This window comes from Streptomyces sp. ISL-43 (assembly GCF_018614195.1).
GTDB lineage: Bacteria > Actinomycetota > Actinomycetes > Streptomycetales > Streptomycetaceae > Streptomyces.
This window is the reverse complement of record NZ_JAGGOT010000071.1, coordinates 64,395-85,820: the sequence shown is the minus strand read 5'-3', so window position 1 is coordinate 85,820 and position 21,426 is coordinate 64,395. Positions and strand designations below refer to the sequence as shown.

General features: G+C 70.6%; 18 protein-coding genes. 7 read left to right on the top strand and 11 right to left on the bottom strand.

Translation table 11 applies throughout. The annotated features are described in order from the left end of the window. Nucleotide 1: 1 nt before the first annotated feature. The 5 genes from J7F03_RS34260 to J7F03_RS34240 all read right to left on the bottom strand — a co-directional run bounded on the left by J7F03_RS34260 (nucleotide 2) and on the right by J7F03_RS34240 (nucleotide 7,653). The gene (locus tag J7F03_RS34260; RefSeq protein ID WP_214956482.1) at nucleotides 2–931 is read right to left on the bottom strand and encodes a carbohydrate ABC transporter permease; all 930 of its coding nucleotides are present in this window, start codon (nucleotides 929–931) and stop codon (nucleotides 2–4) included. 12 nt (nucleotides 932–943) lie between these two features. Further along, entirely contained in the window at nucleotides 944–1,888 is a 945-nt protein-coding gene (locus J7F03_RS34255; protein WP_214956481.1) for a carbohydrate ABC transporter permease, read from the bottom strand. 44 nt (nucleotides 1,889–1,932) lie between these two features. Then, nucleotides 1,933–3,384: an N-acetylglucosamine/diacetylchitobiose ABC transporter substrate-binding protein gene (gene ngcE / locus J7F03_RS34250; RefSeq protein WP_214956480.1), complete on the bottom strand. Its 1,452-nt coding sequence runs from the start codon at nucleotides 3,382–3,384 to the stop codon at nucleotides 1,933–1,935. Between the two features lie 305 nt (nucleotides 3,385–3,689). Then, nucleotides 3,690–6,419: an aconitate hydratase AcnA gene (gene acnA, locus J7F03_RS34245; RefSeq protein WP_214956478.1), complete on the bottom strand. Its 2,730-nt coding sequence runs from the start codon at nucleotides 6,417–6,419 to the stop codon at nucleotides 3,690–3,692. Nucleotides 6,420–6,558: 139 nt separating this feature from the next. Continuing rightward, the gene (locus J7F03_RS34240) at nucleotides 6,559–7,653 is read right to left on the bottom strand and encodes a LacI family DNA-binding transcriptional regulator (RefSeq protein WP_308380078.1); all 1,095 of its coding nucleotides are present in this window, start codon (nucleotides 7,651–7,653) and stop codon (nucleotides 6,559–6,561) included. Nucleotides 7,654–7,745: 92 nt separating this feature from the next. Here J7F03_RS34240 and J7F03_RS34235 point away from each other — a divergent pair, with 92 nt between their 5' ends. Both J7F03_RS34235 and J7F03_RS34230 read left to right on the top strand, forming a co-directional pair. After that, nucleotides 7,746–9,668 (top strand): amidohydrolase, encoded by a 1,923-nt coding sequence (locus J7F03_RS34235; protein ID WP_214956476.1) that lies wholly within the window; start codon nucleotides 7,746–7,748, stop codon nucleotides 9,666–9,668. A gap of 367 nt (nucleotides 9,669–10,035) precedes the next feature. After that, nucleotides 10,036–11,565 carry a UDP-N-acetylglucosamine 1-carboxyvinyltransferase gene (locus J7F03_RS34230; RefSeq protein WP_112447347.1) on the top strand — a complete coding sequence of 510 codons (1,530 nt, stop codon included), beginning with the start codon at nucleotides 10,036–10,038 and terminating at the stop codon, nucleotides 11,563–11,565. A 205-nt stretch (nucleotides 11,566–11,770) separates the two neighbouring features. Here the strand turns inward: J7F03_RS34230 and J7F03_RS34225 are convergent, their stop codons facing one another. Together J7F03_RS34225 and J7F03_RS34220 are read right to left on the bottom strand one after the other, a co-directional pair. Continuing rightward, entirely contained in the window at nucleotides 11,771–11,917 is a 147-nt protein-coding gene (locus tag J7F03_RS34225; RefSeq protein WP_214956474.1) for a hypothetical protein, read from the bottom strand. 281 nt (nucleotides 11,918–12,198) lie between these two features. Continuing rightward, nucleotides 12,199–12,360 carry a hypothetical protein gene (locus tag J7F03_RS34220; protein WP_214956472.1) on the bottom strand — a complete coding sequence of 54 codons (162 nt, stop codon included), beginning with the start codon at nucleotides 12,358–12,360 and terminating at the stop codon, nucleotides 12,199–12,201. A gap of 146 nt (nucleotides 12,361–12,506) precedes the next feature. Here J7F03_RS34220 and J7F03_RS34215 point away from each other — a divergent pair, with 146 nt between their 5' ends. Next, nucleotides 12,507–13,190, top strand: coding sequence for a DUF4352 domain-containing protein (locus J7F03_RS34215; RefSeq protein ID WP_214956470.1), 684 nt, complete (start codon nucleotides 12,507–12,509; stop codon nucleotides 13,188–13,190). A 161-nt stretch (nucleotides 13,191–13,351) separates the two neighbouring features. On the opposite strand, the gene J7F03_RS34210 is transcribed toward J7F03_RS34215, so the two are convergent. Continuing rightward, a complete protein-coding gene (locus tag J7F03_RS34210) occupies nucleotides 13,352–13,756 on the bottom strand; it encodes a hypothetical protein (protein ID WP_214956468.1) in 405 nt (134 codons plus the stop codon). Between J7F03_RS34210 and J7F03_RS34205 the strand changes: the two genes are divergently transcribed. Next, nucleotides 13,755–14,048: a DUF6087 family protein gene (locus J7F03_RS34205; RefSeq protein ID WP_251072916.1), complete on the top strand. Its 294-nt coding sequence runs from the start codon at nucleotides 13,755–13,757 to the stop codon at nucleotides 14,046–14,048. The two genes, J7F03_RS34210 and J7F03_RS34205, sit on opposite strands and share 2 nt — an antisense overlap. Before the next feature lie 96 nt (nucleotides 14,049–14,144). On the opposite strand, the gene J7F03_RS34200 is transcribed toward J7F03_RS34205, so the two are convergent. Beyond that, the gene (locus J7F03_RS34200; protein ID WP_214956464.1) at nucleotides 14,145–14,465 is read right to left on the bottom strand and encodes a hypothetical protein; all 321 of its coding nucleotides are present in this window, start codon (nucleotides 14,463–14,465) and stop codon (nucleotides 14,145–14,147) included. Nucleotides 14,466–14,527: 62 nt separating this feature from the next. Further along, entirely contained in the window at nucleotides 14,528–15,160 is a 633-nt protein-coding gene (locus J7F03_RS34195) for an ADP-ribosyltransferase (protein WP_214956462.1), read from the bottom strand. 241 nt (nucleotides 15,161–15,401) lie between these two features. Here J7F03_RS34195 and J7F03_RS34190 point away from each other — a divergent pair, with 241 nt between their 5' ends. After that, nucleotides 15,402–16,031, top strand: coding sequence for an excalibur calcium-binding domain-containing protein (locus J7F03_RS34190; RefSeq protein WP_251072915.1), 630 nt, complete (start codon nucleotides 15,402–15,404; stop codon nucleotides 16,029–16,031). Between the two features lie 110 nt (nucleotides 16,032–16,141). Then, nucleotides 16,142–17,536 (top strand): cytochrome P450, encoded by a 1,395-nt coding sequence (locus J7F03_RS34185; RefSeq protein ID WP_214956460.1) that lies wholly within the window; start codon nucleotides 16,142–16,144, stop codon nucleotides 17,534–17,536. Between the two features lie 73 nt (nucleotides 17,537–17,609). Here the strand turns inward: J7F03_RS34185 and J7F03_RS34180 are convergent, their stop codons facing one another. Beyond that, nucleotides 17,610–19,169, bottom strand: coding sequence for an MFS transporter (locus J7F03_RS34180; RefSeq protein ID WP_308380077.1), 1,560 nt, complete (start codon nucleotides 19,167–19,169; stop codon nucleotides 17,610–17,612). 97 nt (nucleotides 19,170–19,266) lie between these two features. Between J7F03_RS34180 and J7F03_RS34175 the strand changes: the two genes are divergently transcribed. After that, nucleotides 19,267–21,354: a prolyl oligopeptidase family serine peptidase gene (locus J7F03_RS34175; protein WP_214956458.1), complete on the top strand. Its 2,088-nt coding sequence runs from the start codon at nucleotides 19,267–19,269 to the stop codon at nucleotides 21,352–21,354. The last annotated feature ends 72 nt before the right edge of the window (nucleotides 21,355–21,426 follow it).

Sequence of the window (21,426 nt, the reverse complement as noted above, 5' to 3'; positions counted from 1 at the left end):
GCTACTTGAGGGTGGCGGAGGTCAGGCCGGCCTGGATCTGGCGCTGGAAGGACAGGTAGACCACCAGCATCGGGATCATCGCGATGGTCACACCGGCGAACAGCACCGGCAGGTCCGTCTCGTAGCCCATCTGGTACTGCAGCTGGATCAGGCCCTGGGTGAGCATGTAGCGCTCGGGGTCCGAGCCCGTCTGCGGCTGCATCAGCACGGAGGGCAGGATGTACTGGTTCCACTGCCCGAGGACATTGAATATCCCGACGCTGATCAGGCCGGGCTTGGCCATCGGCAGCATCACCTGGAAGAAGATCCGGGTGTGCGAGGCCCCGTCGATCACCGCCGCCTCGTGCACGGCCGTCGGCAGCGTCCGGAAGAACGAGTGCATGAAGAAGACGGTGAACGGCATCGAGTACGCCACGTACACGAGGATCAGGCCCTGGTACGAGTTGAGCATGTCCAGCCGCTTCACCATGAAGAACAGCGGGACGAGCGCCAGGAAGACCGGGAACATGGCCCCGCTGACGAAGAAGTAGTAGATCACCCGGTTGCCCGTGAACGGGTAGCGGGCCAGGACGTACGCGGCCATCGAGCCGAGCAGCATCGTCAGCGGAACCGAGAACACCATCACGATCAGCGTGTTGGCGAAGTAGCTCCCGATGCCCTTGGTCCAGGCGCGGCCGAACGCGTCGAACTCCCAGTGCGCCGGCCAGCTCAGGGCCGAGCCGCCGATCTGCGCGTCGGTCTTGAAGGAGCCGAGCACCAGCCAGATCAGGGGCAGGATGATCAGTATCCCCCACACGGCGAGGAAGCCGTGCGAGAAGACGTTGAGGACCATGCCCTCGGAGCCGCCCTTGCCCCGGCCGCGGGTCTGCCCGGTGCCGGCGGCGCGCTTCTCGGCTGCCGCCTCGCCCGGTGCTTTGATCACAGTGGTCATCGTGGTCTCCCGCTAGAACTCGACGTGCTCGCGGCGAGTGGCCCGCAGCGTGATGGCGGAGAGGATCAGGGTGAGGACGAGCATCACGACCCCCATGGCGCAGGCGTAGCCCGCCTGGCCGAAGTAGAGGAAGTTACGCATCAGCACCGTCGCCATGACCTCACTGTGGTGGTCCGGTCCGCCGCCGAACTGGCCCGAGGTCATGGTCGACACGAGGACGAACATGTCCATCGCGGCGATGCCCAGATAGACCGCGGAGGTCTGCACAGAATCCCACAGCAGGGGCAGCGTGACCTTGAAGAAGGTCTGGGCGCGCCCCGCGCCGTCGAGCAGCGCGGCCTCGTAGATGTCCTTGGGGACCGACTGCATGGCGGCCGAGAAGAGGACGAGGTAGAAGCCGACCCCGTGCCAGACGACGACGAGCAGCAGGCACCAGAGGACGAAGTTGGGTTCGTTGAGCCATTCGATCGGGTGGGACGGGTCGACGAGGCCCAGTTTTACGAGGAATCCATTCAGCAGGCCGCCCTGGTCACTGCGGTACACGGCTCCGAAGAGCACCGCGAGGATGGCGAGGGAGAGGACCTGCGGGAAGAAGTAGATCACCTTGTAGAGGGCGGAACCCGCCACTCCCTGGACTCCGCCGGCCCCGCTGCGCCCTCCGGCGTTCAGCATGAAGGCGAAGAACAGGGAGATCAGGATGGTGACCGCCGGGACGAACACCAAGAGCAGCAGGTTGTGCAGCAGCGCGCCGCGGAAGACCTCGTCCTTCAGGAGGGCCGAGTAGTTGTCCAGACCGACGAAGTCGAAAGTCGGTGACTGACCCGTCCAGTTGGTGAAGGAGTAGCCGAACGTCTGGATGTACGGCCAGATGACAAAGGTCAGATACAGCGCGAGGGGCAGGATGAGGAAGCCGGCGATGAAGCCGCCCCGCCCTTTGCTGTTTGCTACGTGGCTCATGGTGTCCGTCCCTGGTGTTTCCGGGTGACCGGTGGACGCTGGTGTCAGCTGCGCTTGTTGTTCTTGGCGTTCGGGTCCTTGGTCGCCTTGTCTACCGCAGCCTGGGCCCGCTTGATCCATTCCTTGGGCTGGATGCGCTTGGCCATCAGCTCATTGGACGCGTTCTCCAGTTCGGTACCCATCTCGCTGTACCAGTCCGCGTAACGGTAGTTGAAGGTGTTGTCGCCGGCCGACTTGAGGGCGGCGACGGCCGACTGCGTACCCGGGCGGAGCTTGACCGCCGGGTCCACGCCGTCCTTGAGGACGGTGAGGGAGTTGGCCTGCTGCGCGAAGAGGGTCGACCACTCGCGCGACAGCATCGAGCGGAGGAACTCCAGGCCGCCGGCCTTGTTGGCGGCCTTCTCCGGGACGATGAAGGGCTCGCCGGCGCCCGCGCGGATGGCCTCGAAGGGCAGCTTGCTCCCGGGCAGCACCGGCATCGGCAGGAACTGCATGTCGAAGTCGTCCGGGGTCTGCTTGAGCTGCTCGTTCTCCAGCCAGGAGCCGGAGGTGATGAAGGCGGCCTTGTACTGGTTCCACTGGGTCTGGGACTCGGTGTGCGTCAGGCCGTTGGTGCCCGGCAGCAGCAGGTCCTTCTCGACGATCTCGTAGATCGCCTCGACCGCCTCGAGCGCGACCGGGTTGTCCGCGAAGGCGTTCGGCTCCAGGTTGTCGATCGCCTTCATGGCATCCAGGCCGCCCTTCTTGGCGATCAGGTCCATGATGGCGACGTTGATGTAGTACGGGTACTTGCCCTGGTGGGCCAGGCCGCCGATGCCGGCTTCCTTGGCCTTCTTGCAGATCTCCATGAACTCGGGCCAGGTCTTCGGCGCGGTCCAGCCCTTCTCCTTGAAGAGCTTGCCGGAGTACCACAGGCCCCAGACGGTGTAGACGTACTGCAGCGCGACGAACTTGCCGCCGACCATGCCGCCTTCGACGGTCCCGGGCATCAGCGTGTCCCGGACCGTCTTGGTCGGGTCGTCGAGCGAGGGGGCGTCGAGCACCTCGGTGAGGTCGGTGAGCTGGTTGCCCTTGGCGAGCACGTCCAGCTTGATCTGCTGGGCGCCGGAGTCGTCGACGACGTCCGGCGGGTTGCCGCCGTTGAAGCGCGGCTGCAGCTTGGAGGTGATCTCCTGGGTGGAGAGGTGGGAGCTGGTGGTGCCCCACTTCTTGTCGAACGCCGCCTCCCAGGCCTTGGCGTAGTCGTCGCCGTAGCCGCCCTTGAAGACGACCACGTCGAGCTTGCTGCCCTTGGCGACGCCGAACGGGTTTTCCTTGGACTTGGCCGTCTTCGACTCGTTGCCCTTGGTCGTCTCGTCGGAGCCGGAGGCGCACGCGGACAGGAAGCTCATCGTCGGTACGGCGATGAGGCCGAGTGCCGCGGAGCGCTTGATCAGGTCCCGGCGGCCGAGGCCCTCACCGTTGCTGTTCTCGCCGTGGGCGGAGGTGGATCCCATGCTCAAGTCCTCGCCTTCGTCAGGAGTGTGAAGGAGGAAGGAAAGAGCGGCTGTTGCCGCACATGCGGACATCACCGCAGGTCCCCGCCGTCCCCCCGTCCGGGGCCGCTCGTTTCGCGGTGATCCGGACGGGCACAGGTATAGTCCACTTCCGCTCCCGTGAGCAAGATCATGTGCAGGTCTGGGCCCCGGCTTTTCCGAGTTGAGACCTCACCGTCACCTGACTTGGACGTCGGAGCCGCCCGCAGAAACGGAAGGGCCGTACCCCCTTAACGGAGGTACGGCCCTTTGGTGCCGTTATGCGCTCAGCCGCGGATGAGGTTGCGGAGCACGTACTGCATGATGCCGCCGTTGCGGTAGTAGTCCGCCTCACCGGGGGTGTCGATGCGGACGACCGCGTCGAACTCCACGCCGGTGTCGGTGGTCACCTTGACGGTGCGCGGGGTGGTGCCGTTGTTCAGCTCCTCCACACCGGTGAAGGAGAAGGTCTCCTCGCCGGTGAGGCCCAGGGAGGCCGCTGTGGCGCCCTCGGGGAACTGCAGGGGCAGGACGCCCATGCCGATCAGGTTGGAGCGGTGGATGCGCTCGTAGGACTCCGCGATGACGGCCTTGACGCCGAGCAGCGCCGTGCCCTTGGCCGCCCAGTCGCGGGACGAGCCCGAGCCGTACTCCTTGCCCGCCAGGATGACCAGCGGGATGCCGGCGGCCTGGTAGTTCTGCGAGGCGTCGTAGATGAAGGCGACGGGCGCGCCCTCGACGGTGAAGTCGCGGGTGAAGCCGCCCTCGGTGCCCGCCGCGATCTGGTTGCGGAGGCGAATGTTGGCGAAGGTACCGCGGATCATGACCTCGTGGTTGCCGCGGCGGGAACCGTACGAGTTGAAGTCGCGGCGCTCGACGCCGTGCTCCGTGAGGTACTTGCCGGCCGGGGTGTCGGCCTTGATCGCACCGGCCGGGGAGATGTGGTCGGTGGTGACCGAGTCGCCCAGCTTCGCCAGCACGCGGGCGCCGGCGATGTCGGAGACCGGGGTGGTCTCCATCGTCATGCCCTCGAAGTAAGGGGGCTTGCGCACGTAGGTGGACTGCGGGTCCCACTCGAAGGTGTTGCCGGTCGGGATCGACAGCGCCTGCCACTGGGCGTCGCCCGCGAAGACGTCCTGGTAGGACTTGTTGAACATGTCCTCGCCGATGGCGTTCGCCACGACGTCGTTGACCTCGGCCTCGGAGGGCCAGATGTCCTTCAGGAAGACCGGCTTGCCCTCGGTGTCGATGCCGATGGCGTCCTTGGTGATGTCCACCTTCATGGAGCCCGCGATGGCGTACGCGACGACCAGCGGCGGGGAGGCCAGGTAGTTCATCTTGACGTCGGGGTTGATCCGGCCCTCGAAGTTGCGGTTGCCGGAGAGCACCGAGGTGACCGCGAGGTCGTGCTCGTTGATCGCCTTCGAGATCTCCTCGTCCAGCGGACCGGAGTTGCCGATGCAGGTGGTGCAGCCGTACCCGACGAGGTTGAAGCCCATCTTGTCGAGGTACGGGGTGAGGCCGGCCTTGTCGAAGTAGTCGGTGACGACCTTCGAGCCCGGGGCCAGGGTGGTCTTGACCCACGGCTTGCGGGCCAGGCCCTTCTCGACCGCCTTCTTCGCCACGAGCGCCGCGGCGACCATGACGTACGGGTTCGAGGTGTTGGTGCACGAGGTGATCGCGGCGACCGTGACGGCGCCGTGGTCGATCTCGAAGGAGGAGCCGTCGGCCAGGGTGACCAGGGTCGGGCGGGTCGGCACGCCGTCGGCGGCGGCCGGGGAGTCGGAGGCCGGGAAGGACTCCTTGCCCGCCTCGTCGTCGTCCTCGACGTAGTTGCGCACGTCCTGGCCGAACTGCTGCGAGGCGTTGGCGAGGACGATGCGGTCCTGCGGGCGCTTCGGGCCGGCGATGGAGGGGACGACCGTGGAGAGGTCGAGCTCCAGCTTCTCGGAGAAGTCCGGCTCGGCGGCCGGGTCCAGCCACAGGCCCTGGGCCTTCGCGTACGCCTCGACGAGCGCGACCTGCTGGGCGTCGCGACCGGTCAGGCGCAGGTACTTCAGCGTCTCGTCGTCGATCGGGAAGATCGCGGCGGTGGAGCCGAACTCGGGCGACATGTTGCCGATGGTGGCGCGGTTCGCCAGCGAGGTGGCGGAGACGCCCTCGCCGTAGAACTCGACGAACTTGCCGACGACGCCGTGCTTGCGGAGCATCTCGGTGATGGTCAGCACGAGGTCGGTGGCGGTGGTGCCGGCCGGCAGCTCGCCGGTCAGCTTGAAGCCGACGACGCGCGGGATCAGCATGGAGACCGGCTGGCCCAGCATCGCGGCCTCGGCCTCGATGCCGCCGACGCCCCAGCCCAGTACGCCCAGGCCGTTGACCATCGTGGTGTGCGAGTCGGTGCCGACGAGGGTGTCGGGGTACGCCTGGCCGTTGCGGACCATGACCGTACGGGCCAGGTGCTCGATGTTGACCTGGTGGACGATGCCGGTGCCCGGGGGGACGACCTTGAACTCGTCGAAGGCGGTCTGGCCCCAGCGCAGGAACTGGTAGCGCTCCTTGTTGCGGCCGTACTCCAGCTCCACGTTCTGGGCGAACGCCTCATTGGTGCCGAACTTGTCGGCGATGACGGAGTGGTCGATGACCAGCTCGGCCGGCGCCAGCGGGTTGATCTTGGACGGGTCGCCGCCGAGGGCCTTCACGGCCTCGCGCATGGTGGCGAGGTCCACGACGCAGGGAACACCGGTGAAGTCCTGCATGATCACGCGGGCCGGCGTGAACTGGATCTCCTCGCTGGGCTGGGCCTGCGAGTCCCAGTTGCCGAGCGACCGGATGTGGTCGGCGGTGATGTTCGCGCCGTCCTCGGTACGGAGCAGGTTCTCCAGCAGGACCTTCAGGCTGTAGGGAAGGCGGGCAGAGCCCTCGACCTTGTCCAGCTTGAAGATCTCGTACGACTCGTCGCCCACCTGCAGCGTGCTGCGGGCGTCGAAGCTGTTCGCCGACACGACAGTCTCCTTCATGCATGAATTCGCGCGTATTACCGCAATCCTGCCGCGAGGCACTCTGGCCAATCCGCTAAGGTGAGGCTAAGTTAGGTAACCCTTACCAGCGGGACGGCTGCGGTACGTCAGGGGCAGATATCTCGATGTCGAGATAACTCTAGTACATGCGAGGGGGCCGGGACGAGGCACGCACCCACAACCCCGCCGGTACCGTCAGCCTGCCAGGCGATTCCGCATGTCCGGATTCGATCAGCTTGACCAGGGACGAAACCGCCGATTCGGCGATCCGCTCCGGGTTGAAGGTGACGGTGGTCACGGAGGGTTCGTTCTCGGCGTACGCCGGGTCCTCGCTGGCGCAGACCAGCAGCAGCCCGCCCTGCCCGTCCTCCCCCGGCCCGCCGTCGGACATCCGGGCGGGGACACGTCCGGGGATACGGATGCCATGGCGCGCGGCGGCGGCCAGCACCTGCTGGCCCCCCGGGTCGTATACGCAGTAGACGGCGTCGGGCCTGTCCGGCCCCGCGAACGCGGAGTCGAAGGCGTGCCCGGCCGCGTCGTCGGGGTCGAAAGGGACCACGAGCGGAGCCCGGCCGTGCCCGGCGCACCAGTGTTCATAGGCTGACGTGACGGCCCCGGTGTAGAACTCCCGGCCGTAGCCCGCGTGCAGCGCGATCCGCCGGGCGCCGGAGGCCGCGAGGTGGTCCAGTACCTCGCGGGTGGTGGCGGTGTGGTCGTTGTCCACCCACACGTCCCCCGGCCGGGGATCGACCGGGGGGCCGTCGAAGACCACCGGCAGACCGCGCGCCCGCAGTGCGCGCAGCACCGGGTCGTCGGCCGGACTGTCGAGCAGCAGCATCCCGTCGACCGCCAGGGTGTGCCACAGCGGCTCGGCGCCCCGGTCGGCGGGCAGCGTGGTCAGGGCGTAGCCGTGGGCGTGCGCCGCCGAGGTGGCGGCGATGAGCAGCCGGGAGAAGTAGGCGATCCGCGCGAAGTCCCAGGCGAACCCCGCGTACGTGGTCACGGCGATGCCGAGGCTGCGGTTGTGCGGGCCGCGCCGGCCTCCGTAGCCGAGGGCGCCGGCCACCTCGCGCACCCGGCGGCGGGTGGACTCGCCGAGGCGCCCGGTGCCGTTGAGCGCGTGCGAGACGGTCGCGGTGGAGACCTCCGCGGCGCGCGCGATGTCGGCGAGGGTCGGACCGGGCACGGGCGCGGGCATCGGGACGGGCGCGGGCGCGTGAAGGGGGGCGGGCACGGCGTCATCGTACGGATTCCGTCGCCGGAGGCGGGTTCCGGTTAAGCCCTTAATCAAACAGCGTGCTGGCCACACCAACGTTTGGAGTGGGCATGCAGTCTTCTTCCTCCCCTCTGTCCCCCCTTTCCCGTCGGGGGCTCCTCGCCGCCGCCGGGGCCGCCGGCGCGGCGGGCCTGCTGGGCGCGGGGCCCGCCGCGGCCGCTTCCGCCGCTCCTTCCGGCGGGCGGGGTTCGGCCGCCCTGGTGGTCCGCAATGCCTCGGTGTTCACCGGGACCGCTCACCGGGGGCCCGTGGAGGCCGTCGCGGTCGGCCGGGACGGGAAGATCCTGGCCACCGGGACCGACGCGGCGCTGCGCCGGTACGTGGGCCGGGACACCGAGGTGGTCGACGCCCGCGGCAACACTGTGATGAGCGGGATCCACGACGGCCACGTCCACCCGCTCGGCGCCGGGGAGCGCTCGCTGTCCCCCTCCCTGGACGGCGCGGAGACCACCCCGCAGGAGCTCAGGGAGATCCTGACCGGCTTCCTCGCCGACACCGGCGGCGCGGGCGCCGAACCCGACGGCTGGCTGGTGGTGGAGGACTGGAACCCGGTCGGGCTGCTCCCCGTGGGCACCGCTCCGCACCACTCGATGCTGGACGCGCTCCCCACCCGGCGGCCGGTCGTCCTGGTCGGCGGCGACGGGCACAACCTGTGGGCCAATCAGCGGGCCCTGGACATCGCCGGGATCACGGCGGCCACGCCCGACCCGGTCGGCGGGAAGGTGGTCAAGGGCGCGGACGGGCAGCCGACGGGCGTCCTCAAGGACGACGCGCAGGGGCTGGTGAAGCGGTTCGTACCGGAGCGCACCCGGGCCGAACTGGTCGCGGCGTGCGCCGAGGCGCTGGAGCTGGCGGCCGCCTGCGGGGTCACGACGATGATGGACGCCCTGGTGGGACGGCGCGAGCTGGAGCTGTACCAGGCGCTCTCGGCGGCGGGCAAGCTGCCGCAGCGGATCGTTCCGGCGATCCGGCTGGACGCGGAGCAGGCCAAGGACCCGGCGGGCTCGCTCGCGTACGCGCGGGGCCTGCGGCGGGAGTTCGAGGGGGTGCGGGGGCTCCGGTTCGGGATGATCAAGGTGTTCCTGGACGGGGTCATCGAGTACCCGGCGCAAACGGCCGCCCTGCTGGAGCCGTACCTCGACGGGAACGGCGGGCCGACCGCGAACCGGGGCGAGCTCTACACCTCGGCGGCGGACTACGGCCGGCTCAGCGCCGCCTTCAACCGAGCGGGCTGGCAGATGCACGCCCACGGGCTCGGAGACCGGGCGGTACGCACCGCTCTGGACGGATACGCGTACGCCCGGCGGGTGACGGGGCACCGGGACGCCCGCAACGCGGTGGCCCACCTGCAGATCGTGGACCCGGCGGACCTGCGGCGCTTCGCGCAGCTGGGCGTCGCGGCGTGCATGCAGCTCCAGTGGGCGGCGAAGGACACCTGGACGATGGAGGCGCTGCTCCCCTACATCGGGCCCGAGCGGCACCGGTGGATGTACCCGGCGCGCAGCCTGGAGAAGGCGGGCGCGCGGCTGACCGGCGGCTCCGACTGGCCCGTGGACGCCCTCCAGGTGTGGAACCAGCTGCGGACCGCGATCGACCGGCAGGGCGCCTCCGGGGAGGGCGAGCTGTACCGGGAGCTCGAGGGGCTGAGCCGGGACTCGGTGTTGCGCATGCACACGTCGGGAACGGCGTGGCAGCTTCGCCAGGAGGAGCTGACCGGCACCGTGGAGGCGGGCAAGGCCGCGGACCTGGTGGTGCTGGACCGGGATGTGACGCGCTGTCCGGTGGCCGACATCAGCGGGACGGGGGTACGGATGACCCTGGTCGGCGGCCGTGTGGTGCACGACGCGGAATCGGCGTCGGGGCGGACGGCTTCGGCGCGGGTGGCCCGCGCCGCGGCGGCGGGCCCGCGCCCGGCCTCGTACGCGGCGGTCCACGGCGCCGGCCGGGGCCGCCACCACGCCTGCGGGCACTGAGGCCGGCAGCCGAGCCCGGCGGCCGGGCTTCGGCGGCCGGGCTTCAGCGGCACGGCTTCGGCGGCACGGCTTCGGCGGCACGGCTTCGGCGGCTCAGCCCGCGAGGCCGTGCCTCCTCCGGGGCGACCAGCGTCGCGTAGTGCCCTTTGCGGGCATCTGTCCCCGCCCAGTCCCTCCACCATCAGGCGCTGGGCGCGGCTGTTGCCCCCCTTTGTCCGCACAGGAGTGGGAGCCGCTCACTCGGTCGCCCGGCCGGCTCGTCGCGCACCACGCGCGCTCCGGCCCCACCATGGGAGCTGACGCCTGGTAACACCCGTCTGCCACACCCGGCGCGGGCGGAATCTCATATCTGAGATACGGTGCAGACATGGCAGACGACTACCTCGTACGCATCGGCAAGCTCATCCGTGACGCCCGGCAGCACCGGGGCTGGACACAGAGTCAGCTCGCCGACGCACTCGGCACCAGCCAGAGTGCCGTGAACCGGATCGAGCGCGGCAACCAGAACATCAGCCTTGAGATGATCGCCCGCATCGGGGAAGCCCTCGACAGCGAAATCGTCTCTCTGGGCTACGCCGGTCCGATGCACCTGCGCGTGGTCGGCGGCCGCCGGCTGTCCGGCGCCATCGACGTCAAGACGAGCAAGAACGCGTGCGTCGCCCTGCTGTGCGCCTCGCTGCTCAACAAGGGCCGCACGGTGCTGAGGCGGGTCGCCCGCATCGAGGAGGTCTACCGCCTCCTGGAGGTCCTGAACTCCATCGGCGTCCGCACCCGCTGGATCAACGACGGCGTCGACCTGGAACTCGTACCGCCCGCCCGCCTCGACATGGACGCCATGGACGCGGACGCGGCTCGCCGGACCCGGAGCATCATCATGTTCCTGGGTCCCCTGCTGCACCGGATGGACCACTTCAAGCTGCCCTACGCCGGCGGCTGCGACCTCGGCACCCGCACCATCGAGCCGCACATGATCGCCCTGCGCCGCTTCGGCCTGGACATCACCGCGACCGAGGGCATCTACCACGCCCAGGTCGAGGCCGGGGTCTCCCCGGACCGCCCGATCGTGCTGACCGAGCGCGGGGACACCGTCACCGAGAACGCGCTGCTGGCCGCCGCCCGCCACGACGGGACCACGGTCATCCGCAACGCCTCCTCCAACTACATGGTCCAGGACCTGTGCTTCTTCCTGGAGGCCCTCGGCGTCCGGGTGGACGGCGTCGGCACCACGACCCTGACGGTCCACGGCGTTCCGAACATCGACGTGGACGTGGACTACTCCCCCTCCGAGGACCCGGTCGAGGCGATGAGCCTGCTGGCCGCGGCCGTGGTCACCGAGTCCGAGCTGACCATCCGCCGGGTCCCGATCGAGTTCATGGAGATCGAGCTCGCGGTCCTGGAGGAGATGGGGCTCGACCACGACCGCTCGCCGGAGTACACCGCCGACAACGGCCGCACCCGCCTGGTGGACCTCACCGTCCGCCCGTCGAAGCTCGAAGCGCCGATCGACAAGATCCACCCGATGCCCTTCCCCGGGCTGAACATCGACAACGTCCCCTTCTTCGCCGCCATCGCGGCCGTGGCCCAGGGCCAGACCCTGATCCACGACTGGGTGTACGACAACCGGGCCATCTACCTGACGGACCTCAACCGCCTCGGCGGCCGCCTCCAGCTCCTGGACCCGCACCGCGTCCTGGTCGAGGGCCCCACCCGCTGGCGCGCGGCGGAAATGATGTGCCCGCCGGCCCTGCGCCCGGCGGTGGTCGTCCTCCTGGCGATGATGGCGGCCGAGGGCACCTCGGTCCTGCGCAACGTCTACGTCATCAACCGCGGCTACGAGGAACTGGCGGAACGCCTCAACTCGGTGGGCGCGCAGATCGAGATCTTCCGCGACATCTGAGGAGTTGGGCATACCGGGTCATAAGCCGCCTGCGGCGATGTCCCGGAATCCGCCCCCTGACCTGCGGAAACGTCTCTCAGCGCAAGGTCTCCCGCGGTTCCGTCCTTAGGGCGTCCTCCGTACTAGCGCGAGGCCCTGTGGAAAACCCGGCCGAAGAGACGTTCCCGCAGGCAGTGGCCGAGGTGGAAGCGGCTACGCCGGAACCTCAGCAGAAGCTCCCCACCACGATCTCGGCAACGGCGTACCGCGTACTGCGGCTACTGCCGCTGGAGCTGAGCAGCGGCCAGTACGCCCTCGCCTCGAAGGCGATCGAGCGGGCAGTTGCCGAGAGCAGCGGGGACATCGCGCGCATCGCCGACCGGGTCCACCGCCACCTCACCGGACAAGACGTGCGCGACGCGTACGGCCGGCTCATCAGCCGCGCCCTGCGGAACTCAAAAGCATCTGTGGTGATTGCCGTGGCGAGCTGGACCACGCCGCAGCGCGACTGGCCGGCACCAACACCCGGGCACACGCAGGGCGCCGGCAGTGGAACGCGGATCGGGCCGCCCAGGTCCGCGCAGGTATCCGGGGGTCGGCGTGAGCGGGCAGCGAAAACCCCCGCCGCGTGGACGGGGGCCTGGAGAACGGGAATCAGGAATTGGCGGCCGGCGGTTCGATCCCCGGCTCACCGGTGGCGGCCACCGCGCGCTCGTACCAGTCGGCCGGCACCAAGACCGCGAGTTCCGTCTTGTACCGGCGCACACGGATCGCCCGCTCCCCCTGCGAGCAGGCAGCGAACCGGGCGTAGCGCACGCTGCGAAGTCAGATGCCGGACACGGCCCCCGTCATCCCGGCGGGGGCCGTCGCCATGCCCATCTCAACCCATGATCGACGCCACTCACACTTCAACAGTTTGTGTACCTTGAGCGCTGTTCAAATACGCAGACCAGGAGACTCACATGACCACTCCGCCTCCCGGCTACGGCTACGGCTACCCCCAGCAGCCGAACCAGCCCCCCGCGTACGGCTACCCGCCGCAGCAGCCGTACGGTCAGCCCGGCTGGGGCCAGCAGCCCCCCACCCCGCAGAAGCCCTCCACCGGCAAGAAGGTCGGCATCGGCTGCGCCGGAGCGGCCGGCCTCCTGGTCCTGCTCGGTGCCTGCGGCGCCCTGATCGGTGACGCGGAGCCCACGGCCTCGACGTCTACCACGGCCACGACGACCCCGGCGGATCAGTCGGCCAAGGCCCCCGCTCCCGTGACGCCCACGACCGAGGCGCCGAAGACCGAGGCCCCGAAGCCGAAGACGGAGGTCAAGCCGGACGTCTCCCTCACCGCGTCGAAGACCACGTTCAAGCCCACGGTCCTCACCACCGACGGCGACTTCACCGCCGTCAAGGTCACCGTCGTCAACAACAGCGCCAAGGAGGTGTCGATCTCGACGCTGTTGTTCGAGGTCACCGACACCGACGGCGCCAAGCACAACGCCGAGCTGTTCGGCGCCGAGGACCAGATAGACCCCGTCACCCTGCGCCCCGGAGAGAAGGCGTCCGGCACGATCACCGTGAAGGGCGACGTCACCCCGGCCAAGGTGTACTTCAAGAACGGCCTTCTGGGCACCACGTACAGCGCGCCCGTCAGTTGACCCAGGACAAGGAGCCACCAAGCCCTGGGAGGACAACCGCTCACCCGCGCAGGTGCGGCAGCGTCGACTGGCGCGGCAGCTACGACGCCCGCTGATCCCACGCGGAGCCCCGCCCCGGCAGCAGACCGGACCGGCGGGGGCCCTCTCTGCATGTCCACGACCTACTTGCTGTCCTCGCCGCTGACCCAGTCGCCGGCCGCTTTCACGAACTCGTCCCGTGCCACGGTCAGGGCCGCCTTCCCCTCCTTGTGCTCCTTCGCCTTGTCGCTGTAGCGCTCCCGCACACAGCGCAGCTCGGCGGGCGGCAGCAGCGATACGCCCGTCTCCTCCCCGATGGCGGTGAGGAGCTTGGGCCTGTCAGGCTCCGGTCGACCCTCCGCGAACGCCTTGTCGTCCTCCGCGTACATCCGCTCGGCGCCTCCCAGCGCCTCCCGGACCCTCCCACCGTAGTTTCCGGTCTCCTCCTCCCTGCGCTCCTCGTCCGCGGCCTCGCGCCGCAGCCGTGCGGGCCGTCGCCGTTTCCGGACCGGTAAGGTGCTGCCCTCGCCGGACGGAGGTATGACCATGGACGAGCCCTTGGAACGATGGGCGGCCCGCCGCGAGAAGAGGCTGCGGCCGGTGGGAGAGAAGAAGGCTGTCACCCTCGGCGCCGGCCACCAGCGGGCCGCGCACGTCGACCCGGACGCCCCGCGGCTGATCCTCGAGTGGGACGGCTACGCCTGGCAGCCGGTGACCACCGTCGAGGACTACGCCGCCGCCCTGCGGCTGCTCAACCCGCCCCCTCCAGCCCCTCCATCGCAACCAGTACGTCCGGGCAGCCCGCTGGCCCCAGGTACAGGCCGCCACCGCAGAACCTGAACAGCAAGGCCCCCGCCTCCCGCAGCACCGGGAGGCGGGGAGCCGTGCGGGCCGGAAGGTTTCCGGTCCCCCGCGCGTGCGCGCGGAACGGGCGGCCTACGCGTCGCCGTAGCCGCCGTTCCAGCGAGCCGGGTCGGTGACTCCCGACGGCCAGCACGTGGCGCAGTTCGCCGGTGCGATCCGGACCTGCCGGGCCGGGCCCGGGTCGGCGAGCGCGGAGTCGCTCCAGCAGTTGCCGCAGCCGCCCGCCGGTGCGATCTGACCACCCCAGGCCGGGCCGAGTTCGGCGGTGACGGAGGTGTTGTCGATGCACGTGGGGCAGTTGCCCGCGAGGGCCGCGCCGGTGGTGGGCAGCGAGAGGCCCAGGGCGGCGACGGACAGGATCAGGGTGGCGGCGGCGCGCGTGAACTTCTTCATGCACGGGATGCTTCCAGGGCCGGCGGGGCGGAGGACAGGGCTCCGACCGCCTCGCCGTGGACTCAGCCAGGGTAGTTCGCGCGCCAGGGCTCGTAGTACGGGTTGTCCTCGCACTGGTCCATGATCTCGACCTTCTTCACCTTGTCCACCGGGCAGACCGCCACGATGAACGAGCGCGCGATGCCGCCCGGGAAGGCCACCTCCACCTGGGAGGCGTACTTGTGGGTGTCGCCGATGGTGTGGTTGACGTCCACCCCGCCCGGGGCGTCGATGTAGTAGTTCCAGCCGCTCTTCCAGGACTTGTACAGGTCGTGGTCGTAGGTCGTGGAGACGTACGGAGAGGCCTGGTTGGCCAGGACGTAGCTCTCGATGTCGTACTGGCCGTTCAGGGTGTCCTTGGGCAGGAAGCCCTCCTCGAAGACCACGGACGGCGGGCGGCCGTCCGATCGGTAGAGCTGCTTGCAGTTGATGCGCCAGGACGGGGAGGGCGTGATCCGCTCCACCTCGACGCGTTCGTCGGCGGCGGCGAAGAGGTGGTTCTGGACCCGGGGACACGAGTTCGCGGGGGCGGCCGCGCGCAGGGAGGCGGACGCGGCGGCGGGCGCGGAGGCCGAGGCGGAGGCCGGGGGCAGCAGGGCGGCGGCGAGGGCGGTCGCGAGCACGGCGGCGCGCCGCCGCAGGACGGAAGTGATCATGCGCCCACCCTCGCGTCCCGGCGCCGCCCGCGGAGGCATCCTCACCCGATGGTGAGCGTGTCGCCGCGAGCCCGACTGCCTTGAGATCGCGGCGAGTTGAAGGAGGAACGATCCTTCGGCGGAGGCCGCTCCGGCGCCCCCGCGGACCGGCCTGCCGGCCACGGGACACCTGTTCGCCGTACGCGCGGCGCCGGTCCGCGTATGCTGCGGCGGATCAGTGCGGGACGGCCATGGGGGGCACATGTTTCAGCGGAGCGGGCACCGGGGCCGCAGCGTTCTCGTGACGGCGGCGATGGCGGGGGCCCTCGTCCTGGCGGTCGCCGGCTGTGAGGGCGCGGACGCGTCGAAGAGTGCCGACAAGCCCGGTCCGGCACCGTCGCCGAGCGCGTCCGCCGGGCCGCCCGCGATGCCCGCGCTCGTCGGCACGAAGTCCGCCGAGGCCGAGTCCCTCGTCAAACCGCTCGTCACCAAGCCGGTCGAGGTCCGCAGCGCCTACGTCGACGTCCCGCTGGCTGCCGACCACGCGCAGTGGGCGGTCTGCTTCCAGACCCCGGCGGCCGGGAGCCCGCTGCCGCCCGCCACCGCCGTCGAGATCTCGCTCGTCGCCCCCGGCACCCCGTGCCCGGAGCAGGCCGGTGCCGCCCTGCGCCCCGCCAAGACCCCGGCCCCCGCCCCGACCCCCGCCCCGACTCCGGGCAAGACGAAGCCGGCACCGGCGTCCTCCCCGACCCCGGCCCCCGGCCCCAAGGACGTCAGCTACAAGAACTGCGCCGAGGCCAAGGCCGCCGGCGCCGCCCCCATCCGGCGCGGCCAGCCCGGCTACGGCAAGCACCTCGACCGCGACAACGACGGCATCGCCTGCGACAAATAGCCGGGCCGGAAGGCAGCGGCGGTATTCGGCCGTATGCCGTGACAGGCCTCGTCCGTGGCGGCGGCGGCCTGCAGAATCGAGCCCGTCGGTACAGCGCTGAGGACGGGGCCATGGCAGCAGAGACAACACGGGCGGGCAACCGCTCCGGTACGCGAACGCCCGTCCTCGCGGGTACCCCGCTGCTCGGCTCGCTCGCCGACCTGAAGTCGGACTCGCTCGGTACGTACCTGCGGGCGATGCGCGAGCACGGCGACGTCGTCCGGATCACCGCCGGCCCGCCCGGGCTGCGCGCCGAGCTGCACTGCGTGTTCTCGGCGGAGGGCGTCCAGCAGGTCCTGGCCACGCAGGCGGCCAACTTCCGCAAGGACAACGCCGTCTACCAGGAGGTCCGCGACTCCTTCGGCAACGGTCTGCTGACCAGCCAGGACGAGGACTACCTGCGCCAGCGGCGGCTGGTCCAGCCGCTGTTCACCAAGCGCCGGGTGGACGGGTACGCCCGCGCCGTCGCGGACGAGACCGCCTCGACCCTGGCCGCCTGGGAGAAGGCCGCGGACGCGACCGTCGACGTCGCGGACGAGATGATGGTCCTCGCGCTGCGCGCGGTCTCCCGGATCCTCTTCGGCACCGATGTGGACGCCACCGCCGATGTCGTGCACCGATGCTTTCCGGTCATCACCGAATACGCGCTGCGCCGCGGCTACTCCCCCCTCAACGTCCCCCGCAGCTGGCCCACGCCGGACAACAAGCGGGCGGCCGCCGCCCTGGACGAGCTGTACGGCGTCTGCGACGCGATCATCGCCGAGCGCCGGGGCGGCGCCGCCGGCGAGGGCGAGGGCAAGGACCTGCTGTCGCTGCTCGCCGCCGCCACGAGCGCGGGCGACGGGGAGTTCGACGCCACCGAACTGCGCGAGCAGGTCCTGATCTTCCTGCTCGCCGGGCACGAGACCACTGCCACCTCGCTGGCCTTCTCCCTGCACCTGCTCGGCCGCCACCCCGGGATCCAGAGCCGGGCCCGTGCCGAGATCGCCGCCGTCCTGGGCGACCGTACGCCCGGGGCCGCCGACCTCGACCGCCTCCCGTACCTCACACAGGTGCTCAAGGAGGCCATGCGGCTCTACCCGGCGGCCCCCACCATCGGCCGGAGCTCGGTCGCCGCGGCCGAGGTCGACGGGCACACGATCCCGGCGGGCGCCGACGTGATCCTGGCGCCGTGGGTGACCCACCGCCACCCCCGCTACTGGCCGGACCCCGAGCGCTTCGACCCCGACCGGTTCACCCCGGAGGCGGAGGCTGCCCGGCCGCGCTACGCCTGGTTCCCCTTCGGCGGGGGGCCGCGCGCCTGCATCGGGCAGCACTTCTCGATGCTGGAGTCGGTGATCGCGCTGTCGATGATCCTGCGGGCCTACGAGTTCGAGGCGGTGGACACCGAGGTCCCCGTCAGCGCCGGGATCACCCTGCAGACCCAGGGTCCGGCGCGCTGCCGGGTCCGGCGCGTGGACGCGTGACGCGCCGGCGCTAGCGGAGCCGGGGCGGCTGACGGCCCACCCGCCCTGGGGCCGCTCCGCCCCCTGCGGCGGCTCAGACCGGTTTCGGGGTGTGGTTGCCCTGCAGCCGGGCGAGGTCCGAGGGCCGTACCTGGATGACGAAGAGCGCGGTCAGCGCCGCGATCAGGGTGAAGGCGGCCGCCGCCACGAAGGCGGCGCTCACGCCCGAGGTGAGGACCTGGTCGCTCCACGGCTTCGGGAACTGCTTGGTGCGGGCGAAGAAGGCCTTCTGTTCCGGGGTCGCCGTGCCCAGGAAGGCGCCCGCCTGGTCCTTGGCCTCGTTGCGGCTGGCCGTGCCGAAGACAGTGACCAGGATGGACAGTCCGAGCGAACCGCCCACCTGCTGCGTGGCGTTCAGCAGTCCGGAGGCCGCGCCCGACTCCCGGTCGGTGACGTTCGAGAGGGCCATCAGGGTCAGGGACACGAACTGCATGCCCATGCCGGCGCTGAACAGCAGGATCGGGCCCAGGATGCTGCCCAGGTACGTCGAGTGGATGTCGGTCTGCGTGAGCCAGGCCAGTCCGGCGGCCGACAGGAGGGAGCCCGTCACCATGAACGGCTTCGGCCCGAACTTCGGCAGCAGCTGGGAGGTGATCCCCGCCGTGACCGCGACCATCGCGCTGACCGGCAGGAAGGCGAGTCCGGCCCGCAGCGGGCTGAAGCCCAGCACGTTCTGCACGAAGAGGGTCAGGAAGAAGAACATGCCGAAGATCGCGCAGGCGAAGAAGAGCATGATCGCGTACGTTCCGGCCCGGTTGCGGTCGGCGAACATGTGCAGCGGGGTGATCGGCTGTGGCGAGCGCCGCTCGTTGATGACGAAGAGGGTCAGCAGGACCACGGCCGCCCCGAAGGAGGCGAGCGTCAGTGCGTCCCGCCAGCCGTCCTGGGACGCGCGGATGAATCCGTAGACCAGCGCGACCATGCCGGCGGTGGAGAGCAGGGCTCCCGCGAAGTCGAAGTGTCCGGCGTGGCGTTCGGACTCGCGGATCACCTTCGGGGTGGCCACGGCGATCAGCAGGGCGATGGGGACGTTGACGAAGAGCACCCAGCGCCAGTCCAGCCACTCCACGAGCACGCCGCCGGCCAGCAGTCCGATCGCGCCGCCGCCCGCCGATACGCCGGCGAAGACGCCGAACGCCCGGTTGCGTTCCGGTCCTTCGCGGAAGGTCGTGGTGATCAGCGCGAGCGCGGTCGGCGAGGCGATGGCGCCACCGACACCCTGGAGGGCGCGGGCCGCCATCAGCTGGCCCGCGTTCTGGGCGAATCCGCCCAGCAGCGAGGCGAGGCCGAAGAGCAGTACGCCGAAGATGAAGACGCGCCGCCGGCCGAGGATGTCGCCGATGCGGCCGCCGAGGAGCAGCAGGCCGCCGAAGGTGAGGGTGTAGGCGTTGACCACCCAGGACAGGCTCTCGGTGGAGAAGTCGAGGGCGGTCTGGATGTGCGGCAGCGCGATGTTCACGATGGTGATGTCGAGAACGACCATGAGCTGGCACGACGCGATCACGAGCAGAGCGAGTCCGTGACCACCGCCGTTGCCTCGGACCTTGCCGTCGGTCCCGGTACTGGTATTGCTCGGCGAAGCGTTCGGGTCCACTTTTTCGACGCTAAACCTGTCCCCCGGGGGTCACCACTCGAACGGCCTAGGCGATGCGACATATGCTATGTGGTATTTCACATGCCACACTGACTCCATGGATCGCATGGATGACTTCCTCAGGCTCTCCGCGAGCACCGCCCGGTTCACCTACGGCGCCCCGCGCGCCTTCGCCTTCGGCGACGAAGGCCGGCTCCTCTGGTTCCTCCGCTCCACCGGCCCCACCGACTCCCTCGACTCCCTCTGGGTCCTGGACACCGCCACCGGCAGCGAGACCCGGCTCGCCGACCCCCGCGAACTGTCCCCCGGGCCCGCGCCCCTCCCCGTCGCCGAGCGCCGGCTGCGCGAGCGCACCCGGCTGGTGGCCGCCGGGATCGGCTCGTACGCACTGTCCGGCGACGGCCGGCGCGCGGTGTTCGCGCTCCACGGGCGGCTCTACGAGGTCACCCGCGACGCGGAAGCCGGGCAGCCCGCGCAGCCCAAGGAGGTCCCCACCGCCGGGCCCGTCTTCGACCCCCGCCCCAACGCCGACGGCTCTCGCGTCGCGTACGTCGCCGACGACGCCCTGCACACCGCCCCCGGCGGCCGGATCAGCCCCGCCGACGGGGCCCGCTGGGGCATCTCCGAATTCGCCGCCGCCGAGGAGCTCGGCCGCGACCGGGGCCACTGGTGGTCCCCCGACGGGCGGAGCCTGCTCGCCGCCCGGGTCGACGAATCCGCCCTCCAGCGGCGCTGGTTCGCCGACCCGGCGCACCCGGAACTGCCCGCCGAGGACTTCGCCTACCCCGAGGCCGGCGGCCCAAACGCGGACGTACAGCTGTGGGTGTTCGGGCCCGACGGGGACCCGGCCGTCCGCCTCGACTGGGACGCGCAGACCTACCCGTACGTCTCCGACGCGAGCTGGGAATCAGACTCCGAGATCCTGCTCACCGTGCAGGACCGGCTCCAGCGCAACGTCCTCCTGCTGAGCGCCGATCCGGCCGGCGGGCACACCCGGGAACTGTCGCGCACCACGCACCCGCAGTGGGTGGACCCGATGCTCCCCGGCACCCCGGCGCGCCTCGCCGACGGGCGGATGCTCACCTGCGCCGACACCCCCGGCGGCGCCGCCCGCGCGCTCGCGCTGGACGGCGTACTCCTCACCGGGGACGGGATCCAGGTCCGCAAGGTGGCCGGCGTCCACGGCAACCGGCTGCTGATCGAGGCCGGCCGGCGGGACCCCTCCGAGCAGCAGGTGCTGTTCCTGGATCCGGACACGGGCGAGCTGAGCCCGCTCGCGGACGGGCCCGGAGTGCACTGCGTGCAGGCGTCCGCCGGCGCGCTGCTGCTGACCTCCGCCGACGCGGAGGGGATCCGGCGCGTCCTGCGGACCGCCGACGGGCGGGAGTTCGTCCCCGGCGACCTGTCGCAGCCGCTGCCGTACCGGGTGGTACCGGCCCTGGAGCGGGTCACCGAGCACGGGATCCCCACCGCCCTCGTGCTGCCGCGCGGGCACGTCCCCGGCACGCGGCTGCCCGTACTGCTGGACAGTTACGGCGGCCCCGGCATGCAGGACGTCAGCGCCGAGCCGCGCCGCTGGCAGCACCGCCAGTGGTGGGCCGACCAGGGCTTCGCCGTGATCACCATCGACAACCGCGGCACCTCCTACGTCTCGCCGAAGTTCACGCACGCCATGTACCGGGGCTTCTCCGACGTCACCCTCGACGACCAGGTCGCCGCCCTGCACGCGCTCGGGGAACGCCACGGCGACCTCGACCTGACCCGGGTCGCCATCCGCGGCTGGTCCTACGGCGGCTACCTCTCCGCGCTCGCGGTGCTGCGCCGCCCGGACGTCTTCCACGCGGCCGCCGCCGGGGCCGCGCCGACCGACTTCCGCCACTACGACACGGCGTACACCGAGCGCTACCTGGGTCTGCCGCAGGAGCACCCGGAGGTCTACGAGCGCGACTGCCTGATCCCCGACGCGGCGGGGCTGTCGCGGCCGCTGCTGCTGGTCACGGGCCTGGCCGACGACAACGTCCACGCGTCGCACACCCTGCGGCTGTCGCAGGCCCTTTACGACGCGGGCCGCCCCCACCAGCTGCTCGCGCTGCCGGGCGTCACCCACATGACCCCCGGCGGGGTGCGGGAGAAGGTCATGGCCCTGGAACTGGAGTTCTTCCGCAAGGAGCTGGGCCTGGCCTGAGGCCCGCGGACGCCGGGAGGGCCCCGGAGCCGATGGTCATCGGCTCCGGGGCCCTCCCTTTCCCTGGGTACC

Excerpts from the sequence above, each read along its gene's own strand:
- J7F03_RS34255 (WP_214956481.1), bottom strand. The coding sequence starts at position 1,888 with ATGAGCCACGTAGCAAACAGCAAAGGGCGGGGCGGCTTCATCGCCGGC.
- J7F03_RS34210 (WP_214956468.1), bottom strand. The coding sequence starts at position 13,756 with ATGGTCATACCTCCGTCCGGCGAGGGCAGCACCTTACCGGTCCGGAAA.
- J7F03_RS34230 (WP_112447347.1), top strand. The coding sequence starts at position 10,036 with ATGGCAGACGACTACCTCGTACGCATCGGCAAGCTCATCCGTGACGCC.
- J7F03_RS34175 (WP_214956458.1), top strand. The coding sequence starts at position 19,267 with ATGGATCGCATGGATGACTTCCTCAGGCTCTCCGCGAGCACCGCCCGG.
- J7F03_RS34200 (WP_214956464.1), bottom strand. The coding sequence starts at position 14,465 with ATGAAGAAGTTCACGCGCGCCGCCGCCACCCTGATCCTGTCCGTCGCC.
- J7F03_RS34190 (WP_251072915.1), top strand. The coding sequence starts at position 15,402 with ATGTTTCAGCGGAGCGGGCACCGGGGCCGCAGCGTTCTCGTGACGGCG.
- J7F03_RS34185 (WP_214956460.1), top strand. The coding sequence starts at position 16,142 with ATGGCAGCAGAGACAACACGGGCGGGCAACCGCTCCGGTACGCGAACG.
- ngcE (WP_214956480.1), bottom strand. The coding sequence starts at position 3,384 with ATGGGATCCACCTCCGCCCACGGCGAGAACAGCAACGGTGAGGGCCTC.
- J7F03_RS34235 (WP_214956476.1), top strand. The coding sequence starts at position 7,746 with ATGCAGTCTTCTTCCTCCCCTCTGTCCCCCCTTTCCCGTCGGGGGCTC.
- acnA (WP_214956478.1), bottom strand. The coding sequence starts at position 6,419 with ATGAAGGAGACTGTCGTGTCGGCGAACAGCTTCGACGCCCGCAGCACG.
- J7F03_RS34205 (WP_251072916.1), top strand. The coding sequence starts at position 13,755 with ATGGACGAGCCCTTGGAACGATGGGCGGCCCGCCGCGAGAAGAGGCTG.
- J7F03_RS34215 (WP_214956470.1), top strand. The coding sequence starts at position 12,507 with ATGACCACTCCGCCTCCCGGCTACGGCTACGGCTACCCCCAGCAGCCG.
- J7F03_RS34260 (WP_214956482.1), bottom strand. The coding sequence starts at position 931 with ATGACCACTGTGATCAAAGCACCGGGCGAGGCGGCAGCCGAGAAGCGC.
- J7F03_RS34225 (WP_214956474.1), bottom strand. The coding sequence starts at position 11,917 with ATGCGCGCGATGTCCCCGCTGCTCTCGGCAACTGCCCGCTCGATCGCC.
- J7F03_RS34195 (WP_214956462.1), bottom strand. The coding sequence starts at position 15,160 with ATGATCACTTCCGTCCTGCGGCGGCGCGCCGCCGTGCTCGCGACCGCC.